The following is a 25,004-nucleotide window of genomic DNA, read 5'->3' on the forward strand; positions in this document are numbered from 1 at the left end:
CCAATCTATTAATTGTCGAATCCCCAACAAAAGCAGCTACCATCACTTCTTATTTAGGTAAGGATTGGGTGGTGGTTGCCACAAAAGGTCATATCAAAGACCTACCACCCAAATCCTATGGAGTGGACTTCTCCAATTCTTTTGAACCTGAATACGAATGGCTAAAAGGTAAAAAAAGTCTTTTTCAGTCAATCCACACAAAGGCAAAAAAATCAACGGCGATTTATATCGCAAGTGACCCAGATCGTGAAGGTGAAATAATCGCCAAACATTGTTTTGATGAACTTAAAAAGTTAAAAAAACCAATGTATCGATTGCGATTAAAAGAGATCACAAAAGTTGAATTAAAACTTCAATTACAAAAAAAAATGGGACTGGATTTGCAATCCATAGAATCTCAAATTGCAAGGCGTGTGGTAGACCGGATTTTTGGATTTGAAGTGTCTCCAGATTTATGGAGAAAATTAAAAATTCCAACCCTTTCTGCCGGTAGAGTTCAATCCACTGTATTACATTGGATATGCGAAAGAGAAAAAGAGATTCAACGATTTTCCAAAGAAACGTATTACCAACTAAAATTGATTGGGACTTTTTTAAATCAGAATATTGAACTCAAATACCATTCGAAAGATAAATTGAACTTTCAGGATACCAATCAAGTTTTAAAAGATCTACAAATTCTTCCAGAACCTTCCAAGTTAAAAGAATTGGTTTTAACTCACATCAAAACTAAAAAAATCAATCGGAATCCTCCGAAGGCCTTTTCCACAGCCAGTTTACTTGAATCTAGTTTTCGTAGTCTTAAATTTGATTCAAAAAAAACAATGAGGATAGCTCAAAGTTTATTTGAAGGTAAAAAATTACAATCAGGGGAAACAGTCGGTCTTATCACTTACATGCGAACTGACAGCACTCGTATATCTGACTCAAAACGTGAGTTAGGTGAAGTTTTTCTAAAAACAAATTACCCAAATCTTTTATTAGAAGGGAATCGTAAAAACCAGAAACAAAAAAAGTTTTCACAAGACGCCCATGAAGCAGTCGTACCGATTGATCCCAATCTGCGACCTGAATTGATTAGATCTTATTTAACTGCTGATGAATGGAAATTATACCAATTGATTTGGGAACGTTTTTTAATCTCCCTTATGAAACCCGAAATCGGTGAAGAGGTGATTTATGAATTTCCAATTGGGAAACATATGTTTTTGTATTCCTTTGAAACTATATTTGATTTTGGTTTTAAAAATTTTTATGGTACAAACGAAAAACGAGATCAAAAGAATCCGTTAGGAAAAGTTGGGGATCAATTTTTTTATCAATCGTATGCCATAGAAGAAAAAGAAACAGAACCACCGACTCGATACACCCAAGGCAAATTGATCCAAAAAATGGAAGACACGGGAGTGGGAAGGCCCTCCACCTATTCAAGTATTCTGGAAACTTTGTTAAAGAGAAAATACATTGTAGAATACCAAAAAAACATTGGGCCATCTGCTCTAGGTATGAAAGTGGACAACTATTTATCTTTGAACTTTCAGGAAATGATTGGAGAGTCATTTACAAAAGATTTAGAAACTAAACTCGATCAAATCACAGAAAAAAAAGAATCAAGAGTCCAATTGGTCTCATCTTTTTACCATCAACTGCAATCGATTTTAAAATCACCGAGAAAAAAGAACGATGAAGCCATTGGAAAAAGTCCAAACCAATCGGAAGATGAAAAAAAGAGTCAACCAAAGTCACATCAAAAATCAAATGATTCAATTCATACAAAGATTGAAAACAATAGGGCACCAAGTAAGTCCAAGTTAAGTCTAAATCAAGGAATGAGCCAAACTTGCCCAAATTGTTTGGAAGGTTTTGTGAAAACCAAACTCGGGAAAAATGGAAAAACCATTTATTTTTGCTCGCGATACCCACATTGTGACTACATCACTTATGACAAATAAAGAAGAGAAAACATTGATATTAGTAAACTTAGGTGGGCCTAGGTCATCTAGTGAAATTGAAATTTTTTTAAGAGATTTATTTTCTGATCCCTTTGTATTTGATTTGCCACTGCCTGAATTTTTAAGGATCAGACTTGCTCGTTTCATCGCCAAAAAAAGAGCTCCTAAGGTAAAAAAAACATACGAATCGATGGGTTTTGGTGGTGGTTCACCTCTTGTTACCGAAACAGAAAAACAAGCAAAGGTATTGGAGGGAATCTTAACCAAATGTTCTGGCACACCGTGGAAGGTAAAGGTGGCGATGGCATGTGGTTTTCCTAATATTAGAGATTCTGAATTTACAAAACCAAATCCCAATACATTGTATTTACCATTATACCCGCAGTTTTCACGATCAACGGTTTTATCCGCCCTTGCTATATTAGAAGAGAAGTTTGGTGAATGCCCAGTGGGAAGTGGAGGGTATGTACCTCATTTTGGATTAACGTCTAAATTCCACGAACTCACGGCTCAATTTATTTATGAATTTTTTACAGACCAACTTAAAAAATTTCAATTTCTACATTATCCTGAGGATAAACCGAATTGTGATTGGAAAGAATTGGATATCGTCTTTTCAGCTCATGGGGTTCCGATGCGACTCATACAAAAAGGTGATCGTTACATGGATGAAGTGGAAGTATCGGTAAATGGAATTGTAGCCGAACTTCGTAAATATGGTTTTAACGGATCAGTACATATCTCCTATCAAAGTAAAGTAGGGCCCGCAAAGTGGACAGAGCCAAGTACGATTCAAAAAATTTCAGAACTTGCAAGCAATGGCAAACACATCGCTGTGTATCCAATCAGTTTTGTGAGTGATCATTTGGAAACCTTAGAAGAAATTGGAGAACAATTCAAAGAACTAACTTTGGAAAAAGGTGGGAAGTCTTTTGTTCGAATCCCTGCGTTGGGAGTGTATGAACCATTTTTACAATTTTTAGCAGAACAGACATTAGCTGCTGATAATTCCTTGCAACATTGTATCTGTAAGGAAAGAGGAGGAGAATCCTTAAGGCATTGTCGTTTCAAAAATTGATCTAAGACCAATACCTCTTCTGTAATTACCTAAAAATTGAATGTCCAATCCATTTTTTTTCCAATTGGTTTCCATTTGATCGAATTTTTGGTTACATAAAAATAGATTTCGGTCGTAAGCGGGGAAAACACCTTCCCAAGTGGTTTTGTAAATTGCTTTTGCTTTTTCCTTTTTTTTGGTGATCATAGCTCTGTCTGATTCGAGAATGAATTCGATTTCTTTCTCTGAAGAAAAACCGTCTAACTTCGGATAAATCCAAGTTTCAGAATGGGAACTGTCTTTCACTCTTCCATCAAATATATCAGAATTACATAGAACTCCAAGTGCTCTTACCCCTTCTTCTTTTCCGAAAAGGACTCCAAAACATGGTTTTTTGGTTAGTCTTGTCTCACCAAACCTTGTGATGGTGGAAATTGTAAGTAAATTTGGTGTTTCTTCTGGGTTAAGTGAGTTTCCTAAGATTGGAACTAGATTTTTTAAAGAGATACAAATCCGAACTGAACCTTTTAGATTCTCCATCTGCGAAATACTCGAAAGAGAAACTCCTGTTTGGATCTTGATTTTTGGCTTTAGATAGGATACCAAATGTGAGACCAAGTCTCCCATTCCATTTGCAAAGGATACAGTCCCATACGATTTTTTTTTATTTTTAATGATTTCTTTGAAAATGGTACTCGTCCCACTCCCATCCCACTTAGAAAAAATAGTGTCTGCATGTAATTCGTTTAATCGTGTTCCGTAAATTCCACCTAATGCCGGTTCAATAATATTTTTCGTTACAGATATACCAAATGTATCATTACTCCATTCTTCAAAATTTAGATTGGGATTAAATTTTAGTTTTTTTAGGAAAATGGTGTATATTAGTTTGGTTCCATCTAAAATTGAAATTGGAAATTGAGATAATTTCTTATTGATAAAAAAATACCTACGTTTGGATGCTTTTTTAGGATATAAAGGAGTTAGGCCTATTTCATCTAACATAGATTTAATGTCGTTTGTGAGAAGGATTCCGTTGGCAGCCTGCTCTACCAAACCTTCCTTTACTGTTTTTGTTCCAATAACACCACCTAGTGTATTGTTTTCTTCATAGAGAGTGACCAGGTCACCACGTTTTACATGATGGTATGCTAAAAATAAACCAGTGATTCCTGCTCCAAAAATATGAATTTCTTCTTTCATATCGCTTTAGAGAATACTGGGCCTGTAGGTTTTGTATTTTGTAATTTTTCGTCGAAAGCCATTGCTACGATTCTTAGGTAAGGTTTACCAAGTTCCGTTACCGTTAACGTTCCATTTTGCCAAGTTACAAGTTGATCGTTTTCCATTTCGGATAAAAATTCTTTGGTATGAGTATGCAATTCGTTTGGAACCTTTACTTGCCATGTTGTCATCAGTTCTAAAATTAATTGTTTTCTCAATCGGTCAGAATGAGTGAGTTTGTGACCTCGGAAAATTGGTAAGTTGTTTTCTGTAAGTGACTTACGATATTTCATTTCAAGTTTGATGTTTTGGAAAAAGAGATTCGGTGTTTCTGAAATTGCAGAAGAACCTAATCCTAACATTACATCTGTTTTGGAATCGCTATATCCCATGAAATTACGGTGTAATCCTCTGTTATGGAAAGCCTTCCATAATTTATCATGAGGGAGAGCAAAATGATCCATTCCGATTTCTCGGTAACCTTCTTTTTCTAAAATGGACCTTCCCATTTCATATAACTCACGTTTGACTGTTGGTGCCGGTAAATCTTCTTCTGTGAAAAGTCGTTGGGATGCCTTAATCCACGGTAAATGGGCATAAGAATAAAACGCAATGCGATCTGGTTTTAGTTCCAAGGTTTTGTCCATCGTGTATTTCATCGAATCTAAGGATTGTTTGGGAAGGCCATAAATTAAATCAAAATTAACAGAATCAAAACCAAGACTCCTTGCTTCCAATGTGATATTCTCTGTGAGTTCGAAAGGTTGGATTCGATTAACGAGTCTTTGGACTTCAGGGTCAAAATCTTGCACGCCGAGGCTGATTCGTTTGAACCCTAATTGGTGTAAAAGTTTGAGTTGAGAGACTCTTGTCCTTCTTGGATCGACTTCAATGGAATACTGTGGTTCTTTGGATGAGGATAACTGATTTAAAATGAACTCAATTGTAGATTGAAGGTTGTAGTCAGATAAGTAGGTTGGGCTTCCTCCACCTAAATGAAGTTCACTTAACTCTTTACCTTTTAAATTGGGTACATTTTGGATGTACAATGTAAGTTCTTTTTGGATGGCACTCACATAGGGCTCTTCGACTGAATGATTTTTGGTGATTGATGTATTACACCCACAAAACGTACAAAGAGTCTCACAGAATGGAATGTGTAAATAAAGGGCAAGTTTCGATTCTTTTGGAGCAAGGAATGTGTTTAAGGATTCAATACAATCTTCTGTAGAAGGTGAGTCTGTCCAATAAGGGACAGTTGGGTAGCTGGTATACCTTGGTGCCGGTGTGTCATATTTTTCGAGTAAGTGTTTCATGTGCCAAACACCTTTCTTGTTGTTTCGATGAGTAAGTGAACGGATGTTTCTGGAGTGAATTGTAATACACCGTGACCAAGTCCCGCTACCCAACCCACTCGGTCTTCAGGATCCAAATCTTTCATCGGTGCAAGATACTCATTTATTTTTTGTTTTAAAGTGGAAGTGTCCGCAAATAATAGTTCTTGGTCAAAGTTCCCTTGTAGAAATCCCTTCCCTCCAAATTCCTTAAGCACTGTTTGCATGGAAAAGCGATGGTCCACACCAAACCCAACTAAATGAGGGATCGAATGGATTTGAGTCATTTGATTTTCTGTTGAATTTTTTGCATAATAACCAATTTGGTTTGGAAATGTTTTAGTGAGCTCCGTGATCGGATCTGTTACATAACGACGGAAATTATTTGGATCTAACATTCCTGCGGCTGTGTCAAATACCATCACAACTTCCGCGCCACCTTGCAATTGTAATTCGATGTTTTGTTTTAAAAGTGGTAACAGGATTTTGTAAAATTCATCTACAAAGTTTTGATTGGTTTTGATAAAGGATAAATTTCCATCATGTTTCCCGATACTTGCATACGTCATTAGCGTAAATGGCCCACCAACAAATCCAATAAGAGAAACATCTTTTGGTAAAACTTCTCTAGTTTGTTTTACCGCTTCTTTTTGGAAATACAATCCTTCAATTGCATCATCAACCGGTTTTAGTTTGTTTAAATCTGTAATTGACCTCAGTGAAAAGGATAATTTGGGACCAGGATCATATGTTAATCCCATACCGAGAGCTTCTAAAGGAAAGAGAAGATCTGAAAATAAAATACTTACATCAAATCCAAATTCTTTCACTGGACCCAATGCTACTTCTGCTGCTAGATCTGGATTTTTACATAATTCCATAAAACTGTAAGATTCTTTCAGTTTACGGTAATGAGAATGGTATCTTCCCGCTTGGCGCATAAACCAAATGGGAGGAATGTTTTGAGGCACTAAATTTATCGCGTTTGCAAATCGTTCGTTGTGGTATTTTGTTGAAATCAAGTGTTGGCCTCTAATGCTTTTTTTGTTTTTTCAAGTGTTAGATCGATGATGTCTTGGGTGTGAGCTGTTGATAGAAAGCCCACCTCATAACCGCTAGGTGCCAAGTATACACCTTGTTTGAGGAGTTTATGGAAAAGGATTGCAAAGTTAGATTTATGTGTCGCTGGAATTTCAGAAATGGTTCGTAAGGGTTTGTCTGTTTTTCCTTTCAGCCAAAATAAACTTCCAAAGTTGACAGCTTCCCAATGCGAATCTCCATATTGGGATAAAAGATTCAAAATTCCATCAGTTAAATGTTTGGTGGTTTTCTCTAAACTTGGATAAGGATTTTCCGTCCAAGCTTTGGTAAGGGTTTTCAGTCCCGCTCGCATCCCAATTGGATTCGCTGATAAAGTTCCTGCTTGGTAAACAGGTCCACTTGGAGCAACAAGATCCATGTACTCTCGTTTTCCAGCATAAGCTCCAACAGGGAATCCACCTCCAATGATTTTTCCATAACAGACTAAATCAGGTTCGATACCGGTGATACCAGCCATTCCTTGAAAGGAAACACGAAAACCAGAGATCACTTCATCAAATAATAATAACACTCCATACTTTGTTGTTAACTCGCGGCATTTTTTTAAAAATTCAATTCGTTGTGGTAGTAATCCATAATTTGCAGGTAATGGTTCAATCGCCAAACAAGCGATATTTGAACCTTCTCTTTGGAATAACTCTTCCATTTTTGTTTCATCGTCAAGTGGGAGGACAAGAGTGTTTTGGATGATTTCTGGACCGATTCCTTTACTATCACTTGAACTAAGTCCAGCAAGTCCAGATCCGGATTTTACTAAAAGTTGGTCGAGGTGACCATGGTAACAACCATCAAATTTTAAAATTTTATTTCGTCCTGTAGCGGCTCTTGCAACGCGAAGTGCACTCATCACCGCTTCTGTGCCAGAATTCACAAAACGAATTTTTTCTACCCATGGGATTCGTTCGGTGATAAATTCGGCAAGTTCTAAAGAGTAAGGTTCACAAGCACCAAAAGACCAAGCTTTTTTCACCGTATCTTCTACCACTTCTTGTATCTCTGGATGACGATGTCCAAATAATAAGGGACCAAAACTCAAACAATAATCTATGTAGTGATTTCCTTCAACTGACGTGAGATAGGCGCCGTTTGCTTCTTTGAAAAAAATAGGAGTGCCACCAACAGAAGAGAAGGAACGAACAGGGCTGTGCACTCCACCAGGTACAACTGATTTTGATCTTTGGAATAGATCTTCCGAATTCATGAATACATCCTTTGTGCAATCCTTGCACCATATGTGATGAGAAAAGAGGATCCAGCTCTACGAAACACATCCCATGTTTCTTTTAATCCATCTTCAAAATTTAAAAATCCTTCTTTGGCTAAGTACACTAAACTTGCATATTCACCACTCACTTGGTATGCTCCAGTGGGTAAGTTTGTTTTTTCTTTGATGGGCCCAATGAGATCAATCGCTGTCATACCTGGTTTTACCATTAACAAATCAGCACCTTCTTCTTTATCACGGATTGAAGTGTGAATGGCAGTGTCTCTATCTCTCACATCCAATTGGTATCCACTTCTATCACCAAACTGTGGTGAGGAATCCGCAGCACCTCGGAAAGGTCCATAAAAATTACTTTTGAATTTCGTTGAATAACTCATGATGGGAACATGAGAATGACTGTTTTCATCTAGGATCTTACGGTGTGATGCGACTCTGCCATCCATCATATCACTTGGTGCGATACCATCGGCTCCTGCATCTGCATAAATCAACGCAAGTTCTGAGAGACGACTTAAGGTTAATTGTAAATCAATGGTTCCTTGTGGATGGAAATGGCAACAATGCCCTGTAGTTGTGACTGAACAAATGCAAGTATCTAACCATAAAAACATTTCTGGAAATGCTTTTTTAATAGCACTGATATTGGTTTGGTAAAATTCTTTTGAGAAATTTGTATCTGACTTGGCACTCGGTACCATGAATAATAGAAATTGAGATACACCTGATTTTAAATCAGATTCAATCTGAGTGAATATGGATTTATTAGTTTCGCGATATACATCTGGTAAACCTTTAATTGGTTCTTTTTCTGTGAGTCCTTCCACAAGAAAAAGTGGTTGGATCATTTTGTTTGCATTTAAGGAACCAGACTCACTCAAATTACGAAGGAATTGATTGGAGCGTAAACGAAGTGTATGTTTTTTCATGGTTTGATGTACCTCTCCACCCAAGATTCAAAAGATAAAGAAACAAAAACTTTGTTTTTTGATCCTTCTTCACCTAGCGCATGTTTGATTTTTCTAAATGTCGAGCCAGGTCCTACAAAATGGATCACATTTAAAAGTTCTGGATATCTTTTGGTTACGATATCAAATTCCGACCCGCTCCTCCAGTATGCTGCTTTGATTTTGGATGGATCAAATGGGATTGGAATTTCAGGTGCGGATACAAAATAAGTAGGTACCACAGGATATACACTTGAATTTTTATCCGAATCCATATGAGTGAGTTTCACAAAATTTGGTTTTCGGCCAAGGATGGAGTCAATTTCAGGTGGTTCACTTTCTCCAAGTCCATCACAAGTTCCGTTCACCCAAAAACCACGAAGTGCTAAGTCCTTCCAAGTGGATAATCCCGCCGACCAAAGGATTTGGTTACTTGGGTTGACAGATAAATCCAATGGAAATGCGTAACCTCGAGATACAAATACATCTACGTCTTTTGGAATGGAATAGGTTAGTCTTTCTCGTTGCCTAGCAGCCATTTTAGCGTTAGGTGGCCATACTTCTTCTTTTGTAAAAGAAAGGTTTGGACTTCCCGAAAGTTCTTTTGTTTGTAAAACCTTTCCATCTTCAGTAATGCCACGAACAAATGTGATTTTGCCATAATCCCGTTCTAAAACAGTAACACCAATTTTTTGATGACAACCTCCGCCGTACTCTGACAAAATTTTTCTCTCTTCTGTAGCAGTGAAAACTGATTCCTCGTCGGATATTTCCCTTAATAAGGCTTCGAGGTGTATGTCTTCTTTCCTGATTTCAGCGCATAACGCTCCTTGTGCGGGAGCACTTGGAAAAATGGATGAAGGTAATACCATAAACAAAGATAAATTTAAAGTGTCACGGATGAGTTGTTTGATTTCCTTTAGTTCAGGTAATTGGTTTTCTTTGTCTTGAAAATTTAGAATTCGATCTAATGCGGCCTTTGCCACAAGGATTCCACCCGATTCATGGTCTAAATACTTTCGAAGTCTAGTTTGGATATTCCCACGAACAGATTCGATTTTGATTTCAAAATTACTGATAGGGGTTGGAAAATAATTTTTTAGAAATTCTTTGATATGATATTCTCTTCTAGGTGAAGATGTTAAGATTGTGATTTCGTTTGGTAAATTGATCCATTTGTTTTTTTTAAATAGTAATACGTCTCTTACATCTTCTCTTGGCAAAACTGGAATCAGAATTGTATCTTTTCTTTCCTTTAGATCCATATCTTTAAAGGAATGGATTACGATATCTACTTTATGATTCAGAAGGTCTTCTTGTAAATCTTTGGTAAAAATCCCTTGTCCCGCAAATTGCCAGAGTGGAGTCGTTAGATCCTTATCTCCTGATGATTCTCGAAAAAAAGGTTCAAATTGAAGGTTTTTGTTTTTTTCTTTTAAAGCATTGGTGACGGTATGAATTTGAATGCGAGAGAGTAGGGAGGACCTACCTCCTATTTTAATTGCTTCAGACAAGTAAGTCTTCCCATCCATTGATAATATGCAACTGTTCTTCCTCCCTTTCCCTTGTGAGTTCCGTAAGAAAGTATTGTAAGTCCATTTTTACTGACTGGATTTGTTCATCTGTTTCTTGAAGATCGTTTAAGATTTGGGACAGTGGAACGTAATGACTGTATCCATTATTTGTTCCCGAGTTTTCTCTAAAGTCGAGTATGATGGATGCTGATCGGATCATCTCATCCCAGTTAAAAGGTAAAAAGCTAGAGGCAATGACAATCGCTTCGTTTTTAGGTTGGTAATCTTCCCAATGGTAGGTAGTAATGTTTGGATAGAGTTGGTTAAGTTCCAATAACCGGTTTTGATTTCTACCAATGAGCTTAACTTGTTTTTGTTTGGAAACAAGGTATGGCAAAATGGAATCCACAAGTTTTCCAGTTCCGAGGAGCGTGACTTCTTTGTGATTTTGTAAATAGGACTCGGTGACACTGCCATAAGTTTGCCTTCCAATTCCTGTGAGGTATTTGGAGCGAATTTGTTTGGTCTGCTCTAAGATTTGGTCGCGAAGGCGGAGGAGGGAAAGTGCAAAGTTGGAACCATTTGTATTTTCTTCGCGAAAACGATCCCGAAATTGTGCTTGGATTTCAGATTCCCCAAAAAGTTTCGAACGTAAACCAGATACCACTTCCAACAAAAAGCGGTATGCATCATACCCTTGGTGTACTTCCCAACCATCAAAAAACCGTTCGTTTCCCTCTTCCATGGGAAAGATCCTCTTGTCCGTGAAGACAAGTGTTCTCTGGCATGTTTGCCAAACCTCAACGCGAGAATCGTCTAAGATTTGCGTTTTGGGATCAGTTGCATGGAGTAGAATCAGGTTTGACCACATAATTTTATTCTATCAAATACAATCTCGTAACTGTCACAAGATTGTCAGTTCCTAAAAAAATAAAATGCGATATTGATACTAAATCTCAATTACTTACAGGAGAATGAGGATGGAAAAACAAAATTGGAAAGAAACTCTCACACCATTACAATACCAAGTGACAAGGGAAAAGGGCACCGAACGTCCGTTCACTGGCGAATACTATGCACACAAAGAAAAGGGAACTTATCTTTGTGTTTGTTGTGGTGAAGCATTGTTTTCTTCTGATTCCAAATATGATTCTGGAAGTGGTTGGCCAAGTTATTATGAGCCAGTGAGATCGGATGTGATTGCCACCGAAACAGACCAATCTCATGGGATGGTACGAACCGAAATCATGTGCCAAAATTGTGGGGCTCATTTAGGCCATGTTTTCCCTGATGGACCGAAACCTACAGGACTACGTTACTGTGTGAATTCTGCTTCCCTTAAATTTCAAAAATCAGAATGAACCAAATGGAAAGAACGTTTCGGATCAGGAAATTTGATTCAAAGTGTAAAATTACAGATCATAAACAATTGGATTTTCTGTTCCCAAACATCTGAGGCCAATTTACAAATCATCCCCAAATCAGAATACCGAGGGTTCCATACTGATCCAAAAGAAAGGTCCACTCGGTTGTTCTTATCCACACACGGCAGAATGAAACCGGTTGTACTGGAATGCCACATTTTTGGATACCAAGTAGGATGTTCCCTACGATGAAAATTGACCCATGGTGTTTTTTTCCTGCAATGGAAATTTACATTGCGATGTGATTTTCCTACGATGGAAATTGTCCCGAAGTGTTTTTTTTCCTGTAATGGAAATTTACATTGGGATGCATTTTTCATTCAATGGAAAATGACACTACAGGAAACGTTTTCGTTATCCTTTTTTACGGATCAATCTCTCAATCTTGCAACCAAGAAACTTCTTCACAAGATTCCCATTTTCCAACACCAGCAGAACCTCCGCGGTTTTGAGAAATTTGTGTAAATTCTGAACGTAGGCTTACCTTTTTGACAATTTGTTTGGCTAAGGATGTGTAATGGAGGGCTTCACAACTATGGCCTAATTTTGTTTCCAGATTTGCCATTTGGAACAATAACTGGGCATTGCCTTCGGATTCTTTCATGCCAATGGATTGTTTGAGTAAAATTGCTTTTTTCAAATCCTCTCTTGCGCCGAGGAAGTCTCCTGATTCCACTTTTTTGTGGGAACGTTCTTCTAATTGAGAAATGACCGTTGGGATCCGGGATAAGCGAGTTTGGTCAAGGATTTCTGCCACTGATTGGTCCAAACTTGGTTCTGCCCACAAACCACTGGAAATGATTAAAAATAATGCAAAATAGGTAGTCTTCATACGTTGGATCCTTGCGGTTTTCAATTCACAGATGAAGATGCATAAATTGTGCCAATCTTTCGAAATACTCCTCGACGTTTCGAGATTCTAAGATTCCATGAAAGAGACTCTGGCCGAGCGATCGCCTTTCTTGTTCCCACTGGAAGAAGAGGGGAGGAAAGTCCGGACACTAGGGGACAATCGGACCAAGTAATGCTTGGGCTTTTCCTTGTTAGCAATGGCAAGGAAGGGACGGAAAGTGCAACAGAAAGGATACCGCCTACTGTGTGGGTAAGGGTGAAATGGTGGGGTAAGAGCCCACCGCTTTGTTTGTAAAAACAATGGCCGGTAAACCCTCCGATGTGCAATCTCAAGTAAACAACCGTTATGAGCTTGTCCCGCCAGGTTGTGGGTAGAGAGCATTAGATAAATGATCGCCTAAAACAGAATCCGGCTTACGGGCCAGAGTCACCTTTTTTTAAAATCCGTTGGATCACATCTTCTTCGTTGGGTGGGTAAAAAACACAGACCAGGCTTCTAATCTTTAGAATGGTTTCAGCCAATATCGTTTTGGTTTCCGTTAAGTTCCAGTTTTCAAATCCTATCAAAATCCCACATGTTTCTTCCATTCCTGCAAAATTTTCACAAGAGTAATGGCGCATTTGATTTTCTTCTAAAAATTGTTTTAATCCATTTTTTTGAATCGTTTCATCAGATTTGTACAATACAACAATTTCATCATTTTCGATCTCCAATACTTTTTTTGCATATCCATAACACCATCGAATTTGGTCTGTTAGGTCTTCATCAGATTTGATGAATTGGATGTCCGATAAATTGTTTTGCACAGATGATTCTGAAAAATCATTGAGTAAGGTATTTGCAAATGCAACAATCTCTGGAGAATTACGAATATTCCTTTTGATGTCCCAAATGTGGACAGGTAATGATTGTAAGTAGTTTAAAAATGGAGTGGGTGTATACTTCAACCTTCTCGAAACAAAAAGAATCCATTCTTTTCCCTCCCAAAATAGGGGAGAGAGATACAACGTAATTTCCGAAAGAACTGCTTCACAAAGAATTTCTTCGATTCCGTCAGCAATTAAAATATCGATATGATTATGATTGATTTCATTCAATTGGGAGATCAGTTGAATATTGTTTTTTTCAGGGATTTGAGAGAGTTCATCTTTCCAAATTTCATATAAGGCTTTCGCACCTTGCCATAATAAAACTTTTTTCCCTTTCCTTGCATATTGTAAGGCAAGTTCTCCACATAAAATTGATTTTCCTGAACCTGGACTTCCGTAAATTAAATTATGTGAATATTTGGTAATGCCTTGTACGAGGGAAAATTGTTCTTTTGTAAAAAACAATAAATTCTCTTCTTCTTTTTCTTTGTGAGAACGAAAGGTTTGGAAAAAGTTTAGATTTTTTTTGATGATTTCGTGTGCTTTGACAAGAACAGATTCTGGTAATGGTTCTCTTCCACTACGATAAAAGATAGATTCTAGAATATCGTTTAAACTTGTTTCATCTCCTACTTCTTTGCCGCCAAAAACATATAAGTTTTGGTCATTGGGTAGGTGGAATTCTTTTCGTTCATTTTTTAAAAAGAAAATTGCACTATCGTAATATTCTTTTGGAAACAGATCCACTAATTGGTTGTGGTTCTTGAAAAATTCCCTTATGATTTGTCTTTGTGTGGTGACTTGTTCAATTGGATTTTTATAAGACTTACCAGTAACAGGTTCCCAGTCTCTGGCCCGAACATTATAAAATTCCCATTCTCCTTTTTTTTGCCTCCACTTTCCATTTTTTAATTCAATGGTAATCACACCGTAAGGAGATACCACAAGGAAATCAATTTCTCGCATCGGTACATCGGGGGTGATGAGGGTGAGGGAGTAATAGATGTTACAGGGAAGTTGGATTTCTTTAGAAAAACGATGGTAATAATGGGATTCAAGGGAGATGTCTCTCGTTTTTCCGTGGAACTGTTTTGGATAAATCATTTTTTTGTTCTGTAAACTTCGCTTTGTATGATGTAATGGCGATATGAAACGGATACCACAAACCTTATTATTCTGCCTATTGTTTTGTGCCTGTGCAGGTGGGAATATCAAAATAAAGATCAAACCTGACCTATCAGGTGACTTGCTCATTTACCAAAAAACAATCACGAAGAAACCAAAAGGGAGTTTTTTGGGTTCAGGGATTAAGGATAAAGGTGAGGTTGTCATCACTTTAAAAGAAAGATCGTATCAATTTGGAAACTTTACCCAGATGTTGCCACCTGGATTTCGTTTCATTGAGTTCCGTGACGAAGAAAATAAAGAGATCCAACTTGCCATAGATACAAGTAAAAACTCTCCACTTTTAAAAGCCCTCGAAATCAACCCAGAAGAGATCAGTTCGATTTTGGCGGAAGCGAAATTACGCGATGACTTATTACGATTCAATACCCTCGTGGAATTCATTCAATTCGAAATCCAATTCCCTTATTCCATAAAAGAAGTAAAATTTTTTGAGCCAAGAACAGCGGGTGAGTGGACTGTGCGCCTTGATAGTAAGGACAAAATGGTTGTGAACATTCCTTTACATTCAATTTGGGCAGGTGAACATGCGTTAACGATTGTTCAAATTTATCCGGAATGATGTTTAAGGTTTGTGGAAGTATTCAGAATTTAATTTTTGGATGATACCTTTTAAGACCTTTCGTCTTTCTTCTTGGTTTGGGAGTAATTCCTTTAATTTCCTTCTCATGATAAAAATGGTTTCCAAAAGTTCGTGGTCTTCTTCTGGTAACACTTCTTCAAATAGTTTTCGAAGTGTTGAGGAAACACCAGCAAACATTCCATCGGTGGAAATTGCAAATTGGATGGGACCAACTGTCACCGTGGAAGAAGAATAAAAATCACAATTTTTGGGATCATCTACAGAATTCACCCAAATCCCTTTGTTTTTAGCTAAAGTCCGAAACCTTTTATTGGTTTCTGTATCACTTGTTGCTAAAAAAATAATGTCTCTATGATTTAAATCTTCCTCGATTACCGCGCGAGTTTCCCTTTTGATTTGTGGGTATCTTTCTAAAAATGAAATCACATCCTCACTATAGTCTAAAGAAATCAAATGGAGGTTCGCCCCTGTGTATTCCAATCCCATTAATTTTTCAAGGCATGCACTTCCCCCGCCCACGATTAGTATATTCCTTCCTTCTAAATTGAGAAAGATTGGGTATTTTTTGGGGTTCATAAAGATTCCAAAATAGAGGATGGTGACATGACTTTGTTTTGGATAACCCTTTCCCTATGTAAAAGGGAACGAAACACCTCACCAACATATAAAATGCCAGGTCCTTTCGATTCTTTTTTTAAACCGTTTAACACTGTAATTGCGAGAGTGGAAACCGTATAGCTGGCATTGATGTTCCCAGCATTTTCTAAAAGAACAATAGGTGTGTTTTCCGAAACTCCTTTCTGGATGAGTCTTGCGGCAAGTTCTTTTGTTTTTTCGCTTCCCATAAGGATAACGATTGTTCCGGGGAAATTTTCCATTCCCATCCAACTACGTTCATCTTCTAATATCGTATGGCCATCAAGGATGATGATTTGGCGAGCTAACCCTCGTACGGTGAGTGAAATTTTTAGGTTTGCAGCTCCCGCTGTCACCGAACTCACACCAGGAACAACTTCATAGGATATGCCAAAGGATTCTAAACTTTGGATTTCTTCGGATAACCGACCAAAGATGGAAGCATCGCCTCCTTTCAGTCTCACAACCCGTTTTCCTTGGGTCGCAAATTCTACGAGGAGAGAATTGATTTCGGACTGTGTCCGGTAGTGTTCTTTGGCACGTTTCCCCACATATAGGATTTGGGCAGACACAGGGAAGATGTCTAAAAAACTAGGATCCAAAAGGGCATCATACAAAATGACTTCGGCGGATTCGATTCGAGATTTTCCGCGGAGTGTCAATAGGTCAACGGGTCCTGGCCCACCACTCACGAAACTCACGAAGCCCTGTTCTGTCTTATTGGAGGACATATCTGCTATACCTTGCAATTCTGCTAGAAATAGTCAAGTGATTGGCTAATTATTTCTACAAAATCTCCAGTTTTTTAGTTTACTCGTCTCTAACCTTAGGAAAAGATTCAATTTATAAGACTTTTTGGATGTTTTACTGGAATCCAACACAAGCATAGGTTTTTATGTTATCCGATGAGAAACGCAATCGATTTTTACAATTACTAAAAGAATCCACAAAAGACGAATGGGTATGGATGTCGGGATACCTTTCTGCCCTCACACAGGCTAGTATTGGCGGTAGTGTGGATGTCTCCTTAAGCCCACCTGTTAGCATCTCTTCCAATGATCCTTCCCATGGAAACCTAAAAGCCGCACCCATCCAATGCAGTGTGGTGTATGGTACAGAAACGGGAAATTCTAAAAAACTAGGAACCGAACTGGTTAAAAAATTAAAAGAACTTGGTGTACAAGCCAAATTAAAAAGTACAGATACCTACAAAGCGAAAGATTTAAAAGAAGAAGAGTATTTATTTGTTGTTGTTTCCACTCATGGAGATGGAGAACCACCCCAAGCAGCAAAACCATTTATCCAAATTTTATCGGAATCTAAAGATTCATTATCAAAAGTAAAATTCGCCGTACTTGGATTAGGTGATACGAGTTACCCATTGTTTTGCCAAACTGGAATCGATGTGGACTCTATGCTTGAAAAACTGGGCGCAGAACGAATCCATGAACTTGGAAAATGTGATGTGGATTTTGAAATTGTCTCTAAACCGTGGATGACAGAACTCATTTCCAAATTAAACGCGATTTCAAAAACTGCTACCACACAAGTTTCTAAACAATCACAAACCACAACATCGAAACCGAGTTCTGGTGGAAAGGTTGTTTATGAAGGAACCATTGTCACCAACCTTGTGTTAAATGACATTGGAGCAACTAAGTCAACGAGGCATATTGAAATCAAATCCCCCATTCCTGTCGATTATTTGCCTGGAGATAGCGCTGGATTTCTCGCATACAACAGAGAAGATGAAGTAAATCGAATTTTAGGATTATTGGAAGCAGACCGAGAAACACGTGTTTCATACAAAGGGGAAACTTGGATGTTATATGATTTGCTCCAAAAAAAAGTTTCCATTCGGTTTTTACCAGATCGTGTGATCCAAAAGTATGTTGCACTCTCTAAAAAAGAAATTCCTTCAGGAAAATTGGATTTAGATGTGCTTTTAACGTTATACCCTGCGGATTCCAAATTAGAAGTACAATCCCTCATCGATATTTTAGAACCAATCGTTCCAAGGTATTATTCCATTGCTTCTAGTCCTTCGGCTCATGGGGAAGAGGAAGTCCACCTAACGGTAGCAGAGGTAGAAATTGAAACCTTTACAGGTTTAAAATCAGGTTTTTGTTCAGGTTACCTTGCAACACTAAAAGAAGGGGATAAAGTTCCATTTTTCATCCAACGAAACAATTCGTTTCGATTGCCAAGTCCCGATACTGATATCATTATGATTGGTCCAGGAACGGGTATTGCTCCATTCCGAAGTTTTTTATTTGAAAGAGAACAGTCTGGTGGGAATGGAAAAAATTGGTTATTCTTTGGGGAGCGAAACTTTGTTTCCGATTTCTATTACCAAACTGAGTTATTGGAACTCATGGATACTGGTGTATTACATAAATTGAATACAGCATTTTCTCGTGACACCAAACAGAAGGTATACGTCCAAGACCGTTTAGGTGAAAATGCTTTGGAACTTTTGAAATGGATTGAAAATGGTGCGGTCATTTACCTCTGTGGGTCAAAAGATCCAATGAGTAAGGACGTTGATCGCAAATTAATTGAAATTTTAGCGGAAAGAACTTTTGACACTGGAAAAGAGGCTTCTGAATATTTAAAAGAATTAGAAGAATCTGGCCGTTATATCAAGGACGTTTACTGAGGAAATCATGGCAGAAACTAAAAAAGAAACACTCGCTGAAAAAGTAAAAAGACTAAGCCGTGGCCTTCGTGGGACACTTGCAGATAGTTTAAAAGACGAACACACTGGTTCTTTACGATCCGATGACCAATTATTACTTAAATTCCACGGTATGTACCAACAAGATGATCGTGATAGAAGGGATGAACGAGCGTTAAAGAAACTAGAAAGATTATATTCCTTTATGATCCGCCTCCGAATACCTGGTGGTATGATTGGACCTGTCCATTGGGAAGCACTACATAATGTTGCTGGTGAGAATTCGACGGGAACGATCAAAATCACAACAAGACAAACTGTCCAACTCCACGGGATATTAAAATCCAAAATCAAACCTACGATTAAGGCCTTTGATTCTGTATTTTTAGATTCCATTGCTGCATGTGGTGATGTGAATCGAAACGTAACTTGTACATCAAATCCAGCGGCTAGTCCACTTCACAAGGAAGTGTTTGGTTATGCGGGGGAAATTAGTCGATCACTTCTTCCCAAAACGAGAGCTTATTATGAAATTTGGTTGGATGAAAATCTATTAGCTGAAAAAGAGGAACCAGAAGATCCCTTGTATAAGGACGTATATCTACCTCGTAAATTCAAAATTGCGATTGCAATCCCACCTTACAATGATGTGGATCTCTTTACCAATGATATAGGTCTCATTGCCATCATTGAAAACGGGCAACTATTAGGTTTTAATGTAGCAGTTGGGGGAGGACTCGGAACCACTCATGGGAATCCTGATACTTACCCGAGAGTCGGAACTGTTTTTGGTTTTATCCCTAAAAAAGACATTCTAAAAGTTGTGTATGAAATTGTAACTGTCCAAAGGGATTTTGGAAATCGTGAAGACCGAAAGTTGTCTCGTTTAAAATACACATTAGACCGGTTAGGTGTCGAGTTTTACAAACGAGAAGTGGAAAAACGAGCCGGAATTAGTTTTGAACCAGCAAAGGATTTCCAATTCACACAAAGGTCAGATGATTTTGGTTGGAAACAAGATGCTGTCGGTAACTGGCATTACACTGTCTTCGTTGAAAATGGAAGGGTTTGTGATGAACACGGATACAACCTAAAAACAGCCTTACTTGAAGTTTCAAAAACAAGACGAGCAACGTTCCGATTCACGTGTAACCAAAACTTGATTTTGTCTGATATCTTTCCTAAAGACAAAGACTTAATTGAATCCATTCTTGTGAAATTCGGTGTTCATAGAAAAACAGCAGAAGTATCTCCGATTAGAAAAAACTCGATCGCTTGTGTGGCATTAAACACTTGTTCGTTGGCACTTGCAGAGGCGCAGCGTTACCTACCAAGTTTAATCGATAAAATTGAACCCATTCTTACCAAACATGGTCTGGCTTCGGAACCGATATCCATACGTATGACAGGTTGTCCCAATGGATGTGCAAGGCCATACATTTCAGAAATAGGACTTGTAGGTACATCTTATGGAAAGTATAACCTCCATTTAGGAGCCGATGCGGAAGGTTACAGATTGAACAAAAAATTCAAAGAAGATTTGGATGAATCTGCTATCTTAAATGAGTTAGATGGACTTTTTGGTAAATTTTCCAAAGAAAGAAATGGAAAAGAATCTTTTGGAGATTATATCAATCGAATTGGGATACTGAATTAGGATCCCAATTTGGAAGTTTGATTCCAATATGTAGCAATAGCGGCACCTGCAAGTAGGTGCCATATTCCCCACCATGCGCAAATCATTGCCATTCCACCTAAACCATCAAAGAAACTAAAAACAATGGCAAGACCTAAACTAGAATTTTGAATTCCGGTTTCGATTGAGATTGTTTTCCGATCGCTCATCGGTAACTGAAATAATTTTGCTATGTAATATCCGATCGAAAGTCCTGCTAAATTCATAAGGAATACAAGTCCGAATAGCAGGTGGATGTATTCTTTGAAAAATTTCCAATTTGTAACCAAGGCACCGATGATAAAGAATGCAAGTAACAAAATGGATATTCTTTGCACTACACGTTTCACTGAATGAGTGAGTTTAGAAAATCGTATTTGAAAAAAAATTCCAAGTAGTAGGGGAACAACAAGCAGTATTGTAATGGAAACTAAAATCTCAATTGGACTGACAGAGATCGATTTAAGATAACTCCGAGTGATCGGAAGAATATTTCCCCAAAAGAAAAATCCGATAGGAGTCAATAGAAAGGCAAAGGTCGAAGAAAAAGTTGTAAGACTCACAGAAAGTGCCAAATTACCTTTCGCCAAATGTGTGAAAAAATTCGACATTTTCCCACCTGGGCAAGAGGCCACAAGGACCATTCCCAATGCATTGATAAGATAAACGGATTCTTTGTTAAAATTGAGTCGAACTCCATTGATATCCATTTAATCAGACCATCCTACTAAGATACGACGTGGTCCTGTGAAGGGAAGCCGTCCATGCGAAACGGAAAAATTATCAATGATGAGTACGTCACCTGTTTGCCAAGGGAAGGCAACCATATGTTTCCAAAACACATCTGAAATCGATTTCATTTCATTCACAGAAATTTCTTCTCCATTCCCGTAAGTCACATGTACATCATGTGATTTTTGACCTGCTAATCTTTTTAATATCGTCAGTAAAGTAAGTAGTATCGCAACACCGAGAGAACGAATCGTTTTTTGTCGTTTCACAATTTTCCATACCTCGCTAACAGCAGCTTGGTGGTGAAATGTTTGTGAATGGTTATGCCATGCTATGGTATTTGCTTGTGGATGGATTCGAAACCCTGATTGTTCATTGGTGATGGTTAACGAATCTTTGCCAAACCATTCCAATTGAAATCTATTTTGGTCAGCAATTTTTTTCACTTCCTCCAAGTTTGTGGTTCCAAACATTTCATCCCAACGTTTCGTTTTCCAAAGTGAAAATCTGGATTTTTTCGAAGGACCATCATAACGCCTTCGATATCGTATCCCAAATGTTTCAATTTTCTTTATGAGCTTGGGATCAATTTCTTTGTACACTTCGCGCAGGTCTGTGAGTGGGGTCTCTCCGCCAAATTCAGATGCTTTTTCCGCATAAAAAAATAATAATTTCGGTGGGTTGTCGAGAAAACTCATCTCCGCATGTTGCATGATTGGATAATGCGGAGGAAGTTCACTGGCTGTGAACACGTGTTTTACGACCTGGTCTCTCGGCGATGTCCCTAAGTAAAACTCTCCCAAATTTTTTTCTTCTGTTGCATACAGGATCGATTGGAAGTCGAGAGCTTCATGAACCGGGAAACCTCGCAATAAAATGGCGCCATGATTTTTTAAATCTTCACGCCATTCTTTTTGGTGGGTGCGAATCCAGTCGGTAAAGTTCTCAATTGGTTTCTCATGGACTGGTTCATAGACAATTGGTAGTTTTGTCCCAAAAAGGAAACGTTTGCTGATCCATTGGTTTTCGACAGTTGTTGATTGGCTCGCCATACTGCCAGGTTAACGAAATTGTTATCTATTATTCAAGCTAAATTTCTGCTATATTGAATAAAAAAATCACAATAACATACCTGCTGCAACGGTTTGGTTCGTACCTTCGTCCACCAAGACAAAACTCCCTGTGCCCCTGATTTTATTATATGGGTCGTATGCGACGGGTTTCGCCGTGCGAAGGGTGACTTTCCCAATTTCATTCAAAGCTAGATACGGTTGTTCTTTTTTTTCGTGGGTGCTTGTTTCCACTCTGTATTCCAGGGAACGAACAGAAACCTTCACTGCATTCGTGGTTTGACGAAGGAGGTATTTGGATCCTGGTGCCATTACCTTTTGGTCCATCCAACAAATATATGCTTCTAAATCTTGAGAGACAATAGGTTCTTTTCCAGTGACAACTAACATATCCCCACGGCTCACATCAATTTCATCCTGCAAGCGAATGGTCACAGACATAGGAGCATACGCTGTATTTAAAGGACCATCATAGGTATCAATGGCTTTGATTTTTGAGGTGAGACCACTTGGCAGAACCGTAATGGAATCTCCCACTGTGAAGTGACCACTTCTGATTTGTCCCGCATAACCTCTGTAATCATGGTATTCAGTCGTTTGAGGACGAATCACATTTTGAACTGGGAATCGTGGAGCAGGGGACTCCTCTTCTGTATGGATTTCGATTTCTTCTAAAAACTGGAGTAAAGATTTCCCATTCCACCATGGCATGGATGCAGATGGCTCAACAACATTATCTCCATTTAAAGCGGAGATCGGTAGGAAGTGGATGGATTTTAGGTCTAAGTCTTTTGCAAATTCTAAATACTGTTTTTGTATATTTAAAAATACTTCTTCCGAAAAATCCACTAAGTCCATTTTGTTCACACAAACGACGACATAGGGCAATCGTAACAAGGATACGATGTAAGAATGTCTGTAGGTTTGTTCGATCACACCTTTTCTTGCATCGATGAGAATGATGGCAAGGTCCGAGTTAGACGCACCCGTTACCATATTTCTGGTATATTGCACATGACCCGGTGCATCGGCGATGATGAATTTACGTTTTGGTGTGGAGAAGTATTTATATGCCACATCAATGGTTATTCCTTGTTCTCTTTCGGCTTTCAGTCCGTCTGTGAGAAGGGCTAAGTTGATTTGGCCATTTACTTGTCCTGCACGTTCTATAGCTTCGAGTTGGTCTTGAAAAATGGATTTACTATCGTATAACAAACGTCCAATGAGAGTTGATTTACCATCGTCCACACTTCCTGCTGTAATAAATCGTAAAATATCCATTAAAAATACCCACCCTTTTTTCTTTCTTCCATCGCCGCTTCGGAACGTTTGTCATCCAAACGCGAACCTCTTTCTGTGGTGCGTGAAACTTGGATTTCGCGAATGATATCGTCTACGGAATTTGCTTCTGATTCCACTGCTGCTGTGCAAGTCATATCACCAACTGTACGAAACCGAACGGTCCTTGTTTCCACTTTATCGGTATTGTCTAAACTAATAAATTTTGAAACCGGGAAAACCAGTTCCTCTCGCCAAACAATTTCTCTTTGGTGTGAGAAGTATAAAGAAGGAAGGTCAATCTTTTCTTTTCGAATGTATTCCCATACATCAAGTTCTGTCCAGTTGCTAATGGGAAACACTCGGACGTTTTCCCCTACATGGATTTTTCCATTATAAATATTCCAAAGTTCCGGACGTTGGAGTTTTGGATCCCAAGATCCAAACTCATCTCGAACAGAAAAAATTCGTTCCTTAGCTCTTGCTTTTTCTTCATCCCGACGAGCCCCACCGATACAGGCATCAAATTTAAATTCGGCGATTGTATCAAGTAACGTCACTGCTTGGATGGCATTGCGACTGGGGAACTTTCCTTTTTCTTCAACGGCCTTTCCTTGGTCGATGGAGTCTTGTACATAACGAACAATTAATTTTTCGCCAATTTTTTCAGCTAAGTTATCTCGGAATTTTAGCGCCTCATCAAAGTTATGCCCCGTGTCAATGTGAACGAGGGGAAAAGGAAATTTACCTGGACGAAATGCTTTGAGAGCAAGGTGAACCAAACAGATGGAATCCTTTCCACCAGAAAATAATAAAGCAGGCCTTTCAAATTGAGCTGCCACTTCACGTAAAATGTAAATGGCTTCTGATTCTAACTGGTCCAAATGTGAGAGACGATGAGTGCTATTCATACGATATTATCCTTTTTTTGGTGTGAGTTTTCCATCTACCCAATGTAACCCACATTCCTTTTTTGATTCTTGTTCCCACCACCACCTACCAGCTCGAAAATCTTCCCCTGGTTCAATGGCTCGAGTACAAGGGGCACAACCAATACTTGGAAACCCTTTGTCATGTAATACATTATAGGGTACATTGTGTTCGCGAATGTATTGCCACGTAGATTCAAAACTCCAATCTAAGAGGGGTTGGTATTTGATTAAATTCCTTCCGGGATCGGATTCAAATAAAGACATCTCGGTTCGGAAACCCGATTGCTCTTTTCGTAGTCCTGTCACCCAAACTTCCATGCCTTGTAAGATGGAATCAAGTGGAACTAGTTTGCGTATCCGACAACATTCCTTTCTTAAATCTTGTGAATCGTAAAAGGCGTTCGGACCATTTTCGTTGATAAAACTTTGGATCTCTTTGGCATTTGGAAAAAAAGTTTCGATTTTTGCCCCATAACGGATGTTTGTTTTTTGCCATACATCATAGGTTTCTTGGAAAAGTCGACCCGTATCCAAAGTAGCAATGCGGATCGGGATGGATTCGCTTAAAATGGCATGGGTAATGGCTTGGTCTTCGAGTCCAAAACTAGTGGTGAACACGACTTTACCCGGGAAATCGGCACTTAATTTTTTGAGGCCGTCGGCAATCGATAGATTGGCATAAGATTCTGTCAAAACTTCCAAATTTCCCATTTTTATCCCGTCCTAGCATCCAATGTTT

General features: G+C 38.4%; 22 protein-coding genes, 1 other RNA gene and 1 pseudogene. 8 read left to right on the forward strand and 16 right to left on the reverse strand.

The window, feature by feature from the left end; genetic code table 11:
• Positions 1 to 11 precede the first annotated feature (11 nt).
• Both topA and hemH read left to right on the forward strand, forming a co-directional pair.
• On the forward strand, positions 12 to 1,952 hold the full coding sequence (topA, locus tag LEP1GSC202_RS11450) for a type I DNA topoisomerase (RefSeq protein WP_083930016.1): 1,941 nt from the start codon (positions 12 to 14) through the stop codon (positions 1,950 to 1,952).
• Positions 1,942 to 3,030 carry a ferrochelatase gene (gene hemH / locus LEP1GSC202_RS11455; protein WP_015677951.1) on the forward strand — a complete coding sequence of 363 codons (1,089 nt, stop codon included), beginning with the start codon at positions 1,942 to 1,944 and terminating at the stop codon, positions 3,028 to 3,030. Before topA ends, hemH begins: the two co-directional genes overlap by 11 nt.
• On the opposite strand, the gene LEP1GSC202_RS11460 is transcribed toward hemH, so the two are convergent.
• Genes LEP1GSC202_RS11460 through LEP1GSC202_RS11490 form a run of 7 tightly spaced genes read right to left on the reverse strand, consistent with a single transcriptional unit; the run spans position 3,004 to position 11,222 of the window.
• Positions 3,004 to 4,212 carry a protoporphyrinogen/coproporphyrinogen oxidase gene (locus LEP1GSC202_RS11460; RefSeq protein ID WP_015677932.1) on the reverse strand — a complete coding sequence of 403 codons (1,209 nt, stop codon included), beginning with the start codon at positions 4,210 to 4,212 and terminating at the stop codon, positions 3,004 to 3,006. The two genes, hemH and LEP1GSC202_RS11460, sit on opposite strands and share 27 nt — an antisense overlap.
• Complete coding sequence (gene hemN, locus LEP1GSC202_RS11465) at positions 4,209 to 5,549, reverse strand: oxygen-independent coproporphyrinogen III oxidase (protein WP_015677927.1); 1,341 nt, start codon at positions 5,547 to 5,549, stop codon at positions 4,209 to 4,211. The genes LEP1GSC202_RS11460 and hemN overlap by 4 nt, the downstream gene beginning before the upstream one ends.
• Positions 5,546 to 6,589 (reverse strand): uroporphyrinogen decarboxylase family protein, encoded by a 1,044-nt coding sequence (locus tag LEP1GSC202_RS11470; protein WP_015677919.1) that lies wholly within the window; start codon positions 6,587 to 6,589, stop codon positions 5,546 to 5,548. Before LEP1GSC202_RS11470 ends, hemN begins: the two co-directional genes overlap by 4 nt.
• The gene (gene hemL / locus LEP1GSC202_RS11475; RefSeq protein WP_015677888.1) at positions 6,586 to 7,869 is read right to left on the reverse strand and encodes a glutamate-1-semialdehyde 2,1-aminomutase; all 1,284 of its coding nucleotides are present in this window, start codon (positions 7,867 to 7,869) and stop codon (positions 6,586 to 6,588) included. Before hemL ends, LEP1GSC202_RS11470 begins: the two co-directional genes overlap by 4 nt.
• Positions 7,866 to 8,819, reverse strand: coding sequence for a porphobilinogen synthase (gene hemB / locus LEP1GSC202_RS11480; protein WP_015677866.1), 954 nt, complete (start codon positions 8,817 to 8,819; stop codon positions 7,866 to 7,868). Before hemB ends, hemL begins: the two co-directional genes overlap by 4 nt.
• Entirely contained in the window at positions 8,816 to 10,351 is a 1,536-nt protein-coding gene (hemC, locus tag LEP1GSC202_RS11485; RefSeq protein WP_015677883.1) for a hydroxymethylbilane synthase, read from the reverse strand. The genes hemB and hemC overlap by 4 nt, the downstream gene beginning before the upstream one ends.
• A complete protein-coding gene (locus tag LEP1GSC202_RS11490; protein ID WP_015677894.1) occupies positions 10,344 to 11,222 on the reverse strand; it encodes a Rossmann-fold NAD(P)-binding domain-containing protein in 879 nt (292 codons plus the stop codon). The genes hemC and LEP1GSC202_RS11490 overlap by 8 nt, the downstream gene beginning before the upstream one ends.
• A 109-nt stretch (positions 11,223 to 11,331) precedes the next feature.
• On the opposite strand from LEP1GSC202_RS11490, the gene msrB reads away from it, so the two are divergent.
• Both msrB and LEP1GSC202_RS19900 read left to right on the forward strand, forming a co-directional pair.
• Positions 11,332 to 11,712 (forward strand): peptide-methionine (R)-S-oxide reductase MsrB, encoded by a 381-nt coding sequence (gene msrB / locus LEP1GSC202_RS11495; RefSeq protein WP_015677849.1) that lies wholly within the window; start codon positions 11,332 to 11,334, stop codon positions 11,710 to 11,712.
• Between the two features lie 33 nt (positions 11,713 to 11,745).
• Positions 11,746 to 11,967, forward strand: a complete 222-nt coding sequence (locus tag LEP1GSC202_RS19900) for a hypothetical protein (protein WP_156825383.1) — start codon at positions 11,746 to 11,748, stop codon at positions 11,965 to 11,967.
• Positions 11,968 to 12,154: 187 nt separating this feature from the next.
• Here the strand turns inward: LEP1GSC202_RS19900 and LEP1GSC202_RS11505 are convergent, their stop codons facing one another.
• Positions 12,155 to 12,607, reverse strand: a complete 453-nt coding sequence (locus LEP1GSC202_RS11505; RefSeq protein ID WP_015677945.1) for an LEPBI_I1174 family sigma 54-regulated protein — start codon at positions 12,605 to 12,607, stop codon at positions 12,155 to 12,157.
• Between the two features lie 105 nt (positions 12,608 to 12,712).
• Between LEP1GSC202_RS11505 and rnpB the strand changes: the two genes are divergently transcribed.
• Positions 12,713 to 13,060: RNase P RNA component class A (gene rnpB, locus LEP1GSC202_RS19475), an RNA gene on the forward strand.
• Positions 13,061 to 14,211: 1,151 nt separating this feature from the next.
• Here rnpB and LEP1GSC202_RS20500 read toward each other — a convergent pair.
• Positions 14,212 to 14,751 (reverse strand): annotated as a pseudogene (locus LEP1GSC202_RS20500) (nuclease-related domain-containing protein); the annotation flags it as partial.
• Between LEP1GSC202_RS20500 and LEP1GSC202_RS11520 the strand changes: the two are divergent.
• On the forward strand, positions 14,645 to 15,244 hold the full coding sequence (locus tag LEP1GSC202_RS11520) for an LBF_1134 family protein (protein WP_015677906.1): 600 nt from the start codon (positions 14,645 to 14,647) through the stop codon (positions 15,242 to 15,244). The pseudogene LEP1GSC202_RS20500 and the gene LEP1GSC202_RS11520 overlap by 107 nt on opposite strands.
• Positions 15,245 to 15,247: 3 nt before the next feature.
• Here the strand turns inward: LEP1GSC202_RS11520 and LEP1GSC202_RS11525 are convergent, their stop codons facing one another.
• A complete protein-coding gene (locus LEP1GSC202_RS11525; protein WP_015677930.1) occupies positions 15,248 to 15,841 on the reverse strand; it encodes a precorrin-2 dehydrogenase/sirohydrochlorin ferrochelatase family protein in 594 nt (197 codons plus the stop codon).
• On the reverse strand, positions 15,838 to 16,632 hold the full coding sequence (cobA, locus tag LEP1GSC202_RS11530; protein WP_039928924.1) for a uroporphyrinogen-III C-methyltransferase: 795 nt from the start codon (positions 16,630 to 16,632) through the stop codon (positions 15,838 to 15,840). The genes LEP1GSC202_RS11525 and cobA overlap by 4 nt, the downstream gene beginning before the upstream one ends.
• A gap of 164 nt (positions 16,633 to 16,796) precedes the next feature.
• On the opposite strand from cobA, the gene LEP1GSC202_RS11535 reads away from it, so the two are divergent.
• Together LEP1GSC202_RS11535 and LEP1GSC202_RS11540 are read left to right on the forward strand one after the other, a co-directional pair.
• Positions 16,797 to 18,560, forward strand: coding sequence for a diflavin oxidoreductase (locus tag LEP1GSC202_RS11535; RefSeq protein ID WP_015677830.1), 1,764 nt, complete (start codon positions 16,797 to 16,799; stop codon positions 18,558 to 18,560).
• Positions 18,561 to 18,567: 7 nt separating this feature from the next.
• Positions 18,568 to 20,235 (forward strand): NADPH-dependent assimilatory sulfite reductase hemoprotein subunit, encoded by a 1,668-nt coding sequence (locus tag LEP1GSC202_RS11540; RefSeq protein WP_015677837.1) that lies wholly within the window; start codon positions 18,568 to 18,570, stop codon positions 20,233 to 20,235.
• Here the strand turns inward: LEP1GSC202_RS11540 and LEP1GSC202_RS11545 are convergent.
• From LEP1GSC202_RS11545 to LEP1GSC202_RS11565, 5 genes are all read right to left on the reverse strand, one after another.
• A complete protein-coding gene (locus tag LEP1GSC202_RS11545; RefSeq protein WP_015677954.1) occupies positions 20,232 to 20,963 on the reverse strand; it encodes a bile acid:sodium symporter family protein in 732 nt (243 codons plus the stop codon). The genes LEP1GSC202_RS11540 and LEP1GSC202_RS11545 overlap by 4 nt on opposite strands.
• Positions 20,964 to 22,037, reverse strand: coding sequence for a TauD/TfdA family dioxygenase (locus LEP1GSC202_RS11550; protein WP_015677913.1), 1,074 nt, complete (start codon positions 22,035 to 22,037; stop codon positions 20,964 to 20,966). It abuts the gene before it with no gap.
• A gap of 66 nt (positions 22,038 to 22,103) precedes the next feature.
• Entirely contained in the window at positions 22,104 to 23,336 is a 1,233-nt protein-coding gene (locus LEP1GSC202_RS11555) for a sulfate adenylyltransferase subunit 1 (protein WP_015677914.1), read from the reverse strand.
• Positions 23,336 to 24,244 (reverse strand): sulfate adenylyltransferase subunit CysD, encoded by a 909-nt coding sequence (gene cysD / locus LEP1GSC202_RS11560; RefSeq protein ID WP_015677926.1) that lies wholly within the window; start codon positions 24,242 to 24,244, stop codon positions 23,336 to 23,338. The genes LEP1GSC202_RS11555 and cysD overlap by 1 nt, the downstream gene beginning before the upstream one ends.
• A 6-nt stretch (positions 24,245 to 24,250) precedes the next feature.
• A complete protein-coding gene (locus tag LEP1GSC202_RS11565) occupies positions 24,251 to 24,976 on the reverse strand; it encodes a phosphoadenylyl-sulfate reductase (RefSeq protein ID WP_015677860.1) in 726 nt (241 codons plus the stop codon).
• Between the last annotated feature and the right edge of the window lie 28 nt (positions 24,977 to 25,004).

Origin of the sequence: Leptospira yanagawae serovar Saopaulo str. Sao Paulo = ATCC 700523 (assembly GCF_000332475.2) — a bacterium.
GTDB lineage: Bacteria > Spirochaetota > Leptospiria > Leptospirales > Leptospiraceae > Leptospira_A > Leptospira_A yanagawae.

Coding starts and splice junctions, on each gene's coding strand:
- hemH (WP_015677951.1), top strand. CDS start 1,942: ATGACAAATAAAGAAGAGAAAACATTGATATTAGTAAACTTAGGTGGG.
- LEP1GSC202_RS11460 (WP_015677932.1), bottom strand. CDS start 4,212: ATGAAAGAAGAAATTCATATTTTTGGAGCAGGAATCACTGGTTTATTT.
- hemN (WP_015677927.1), bottom strand. CDS start 5,549: ATGAAACACTTACTCGAAAAATATGACACACCGGCACCAAGGTATACC.
- hemL (WP_015677888.1), bottom strand. CDS start 7,869: ATGAATTCGGAAGATCTATTCCAAAGATCAAAATCAGTTGTACCTGGT.
- hemB (WP_015677866.1), bottom strand. CDS start 8,819: ATGAAAAAACATACACTTCGTTTACGCTCCAATCAATTCCTTCGTAAT.
- LEP1GSC202_RS11490 (WP_015677894.1), bottom strand. CDS start 11,222: ATGTGGTCAAACCTGATTCTACTCCATGCAACTGATCCCAAAACGCAA.
- msrB (WP_015677849.1), top strand. CDS start 11,332: ATGGAAAAACAAAATTGGAAAGAAACTCTCACACCATTACAATACCAA.
- LEP1GSC202_RS11505 (WP_015677945.1), bottom strand. CDS start 12,607: ATGAAGACTACCTATTTTGCATTATTTTTAATCATTTCCAGTGGTTTG.
- LEP1GSC202_RS11520 (WP_015677906.1), top strand. CDS start 14,645: ATGAAACGGATACCACAAACCTTATTATTCTGCCTATTGTTTTGTGCC.
- LEP1GSC202_RS11525 (WP_015677930.1), bottom strand. CDS start 15,841: ATGAACCCCAAAAAATACCCAATCTTTCTCAATTTAGAAGGAAGGAAT.
- cobA (WP_039928924.1), bottom strand. CDS start 16,632: ATGTCCTCCAATAAGACAGAACAGGGCTTCGTGAGTTTCGTGAGTGGT.
- LEP1GSC202_RS11535 (WP_015677830.1), top strand. CDS start 16,797: ATGTTATCCGATGAGAAACGCAATCGATTTTTACAATTACTAAAAGAA.
- LEP1GSC202_RS11540 (WP_015677837.1), top strand. CDS start 18,568: ATGGCAGAAACTAAAAAAGAAACACTCGCTGAAAAAGTAAAAAGACTA.
- LEP1GSC202_RS11545 (WP_015677954.1), bottom strand. CDS start 20,963: ATGGATATCAATGGAGTTCGACTCAATTTTAACAAAGAATCCGTTTAT.
- LEP1GSC202_RS11550 (WP_015677913.1), bottom strand. CDS start 22,037: ATGGCGAGCCAATCAACAACTGTCGAAAACCAATGGATCAGCAAACGT.
- LEP1GSC202_RS11555 (WP_015677914.1), bottom strand. CDS start 23,336: ATGGATATTTTACGATTTATTACAGCAGGAAGTGTGGACGATGGTAAA.
- cysD (WP_015677926.1), bottom strand. CDS start 24,244: ATGAATAGCACTCATCGTCTCTCACATTTGGACCAGTTAGAATCAGAA.
- LEP1GSC202_RS11565 (WP_015677860.1), bottom strand. CDS start 24,976: ATGGGAAATTTGGAAGTTTTGACAGAATCTTATGCCAATCTATCGATT.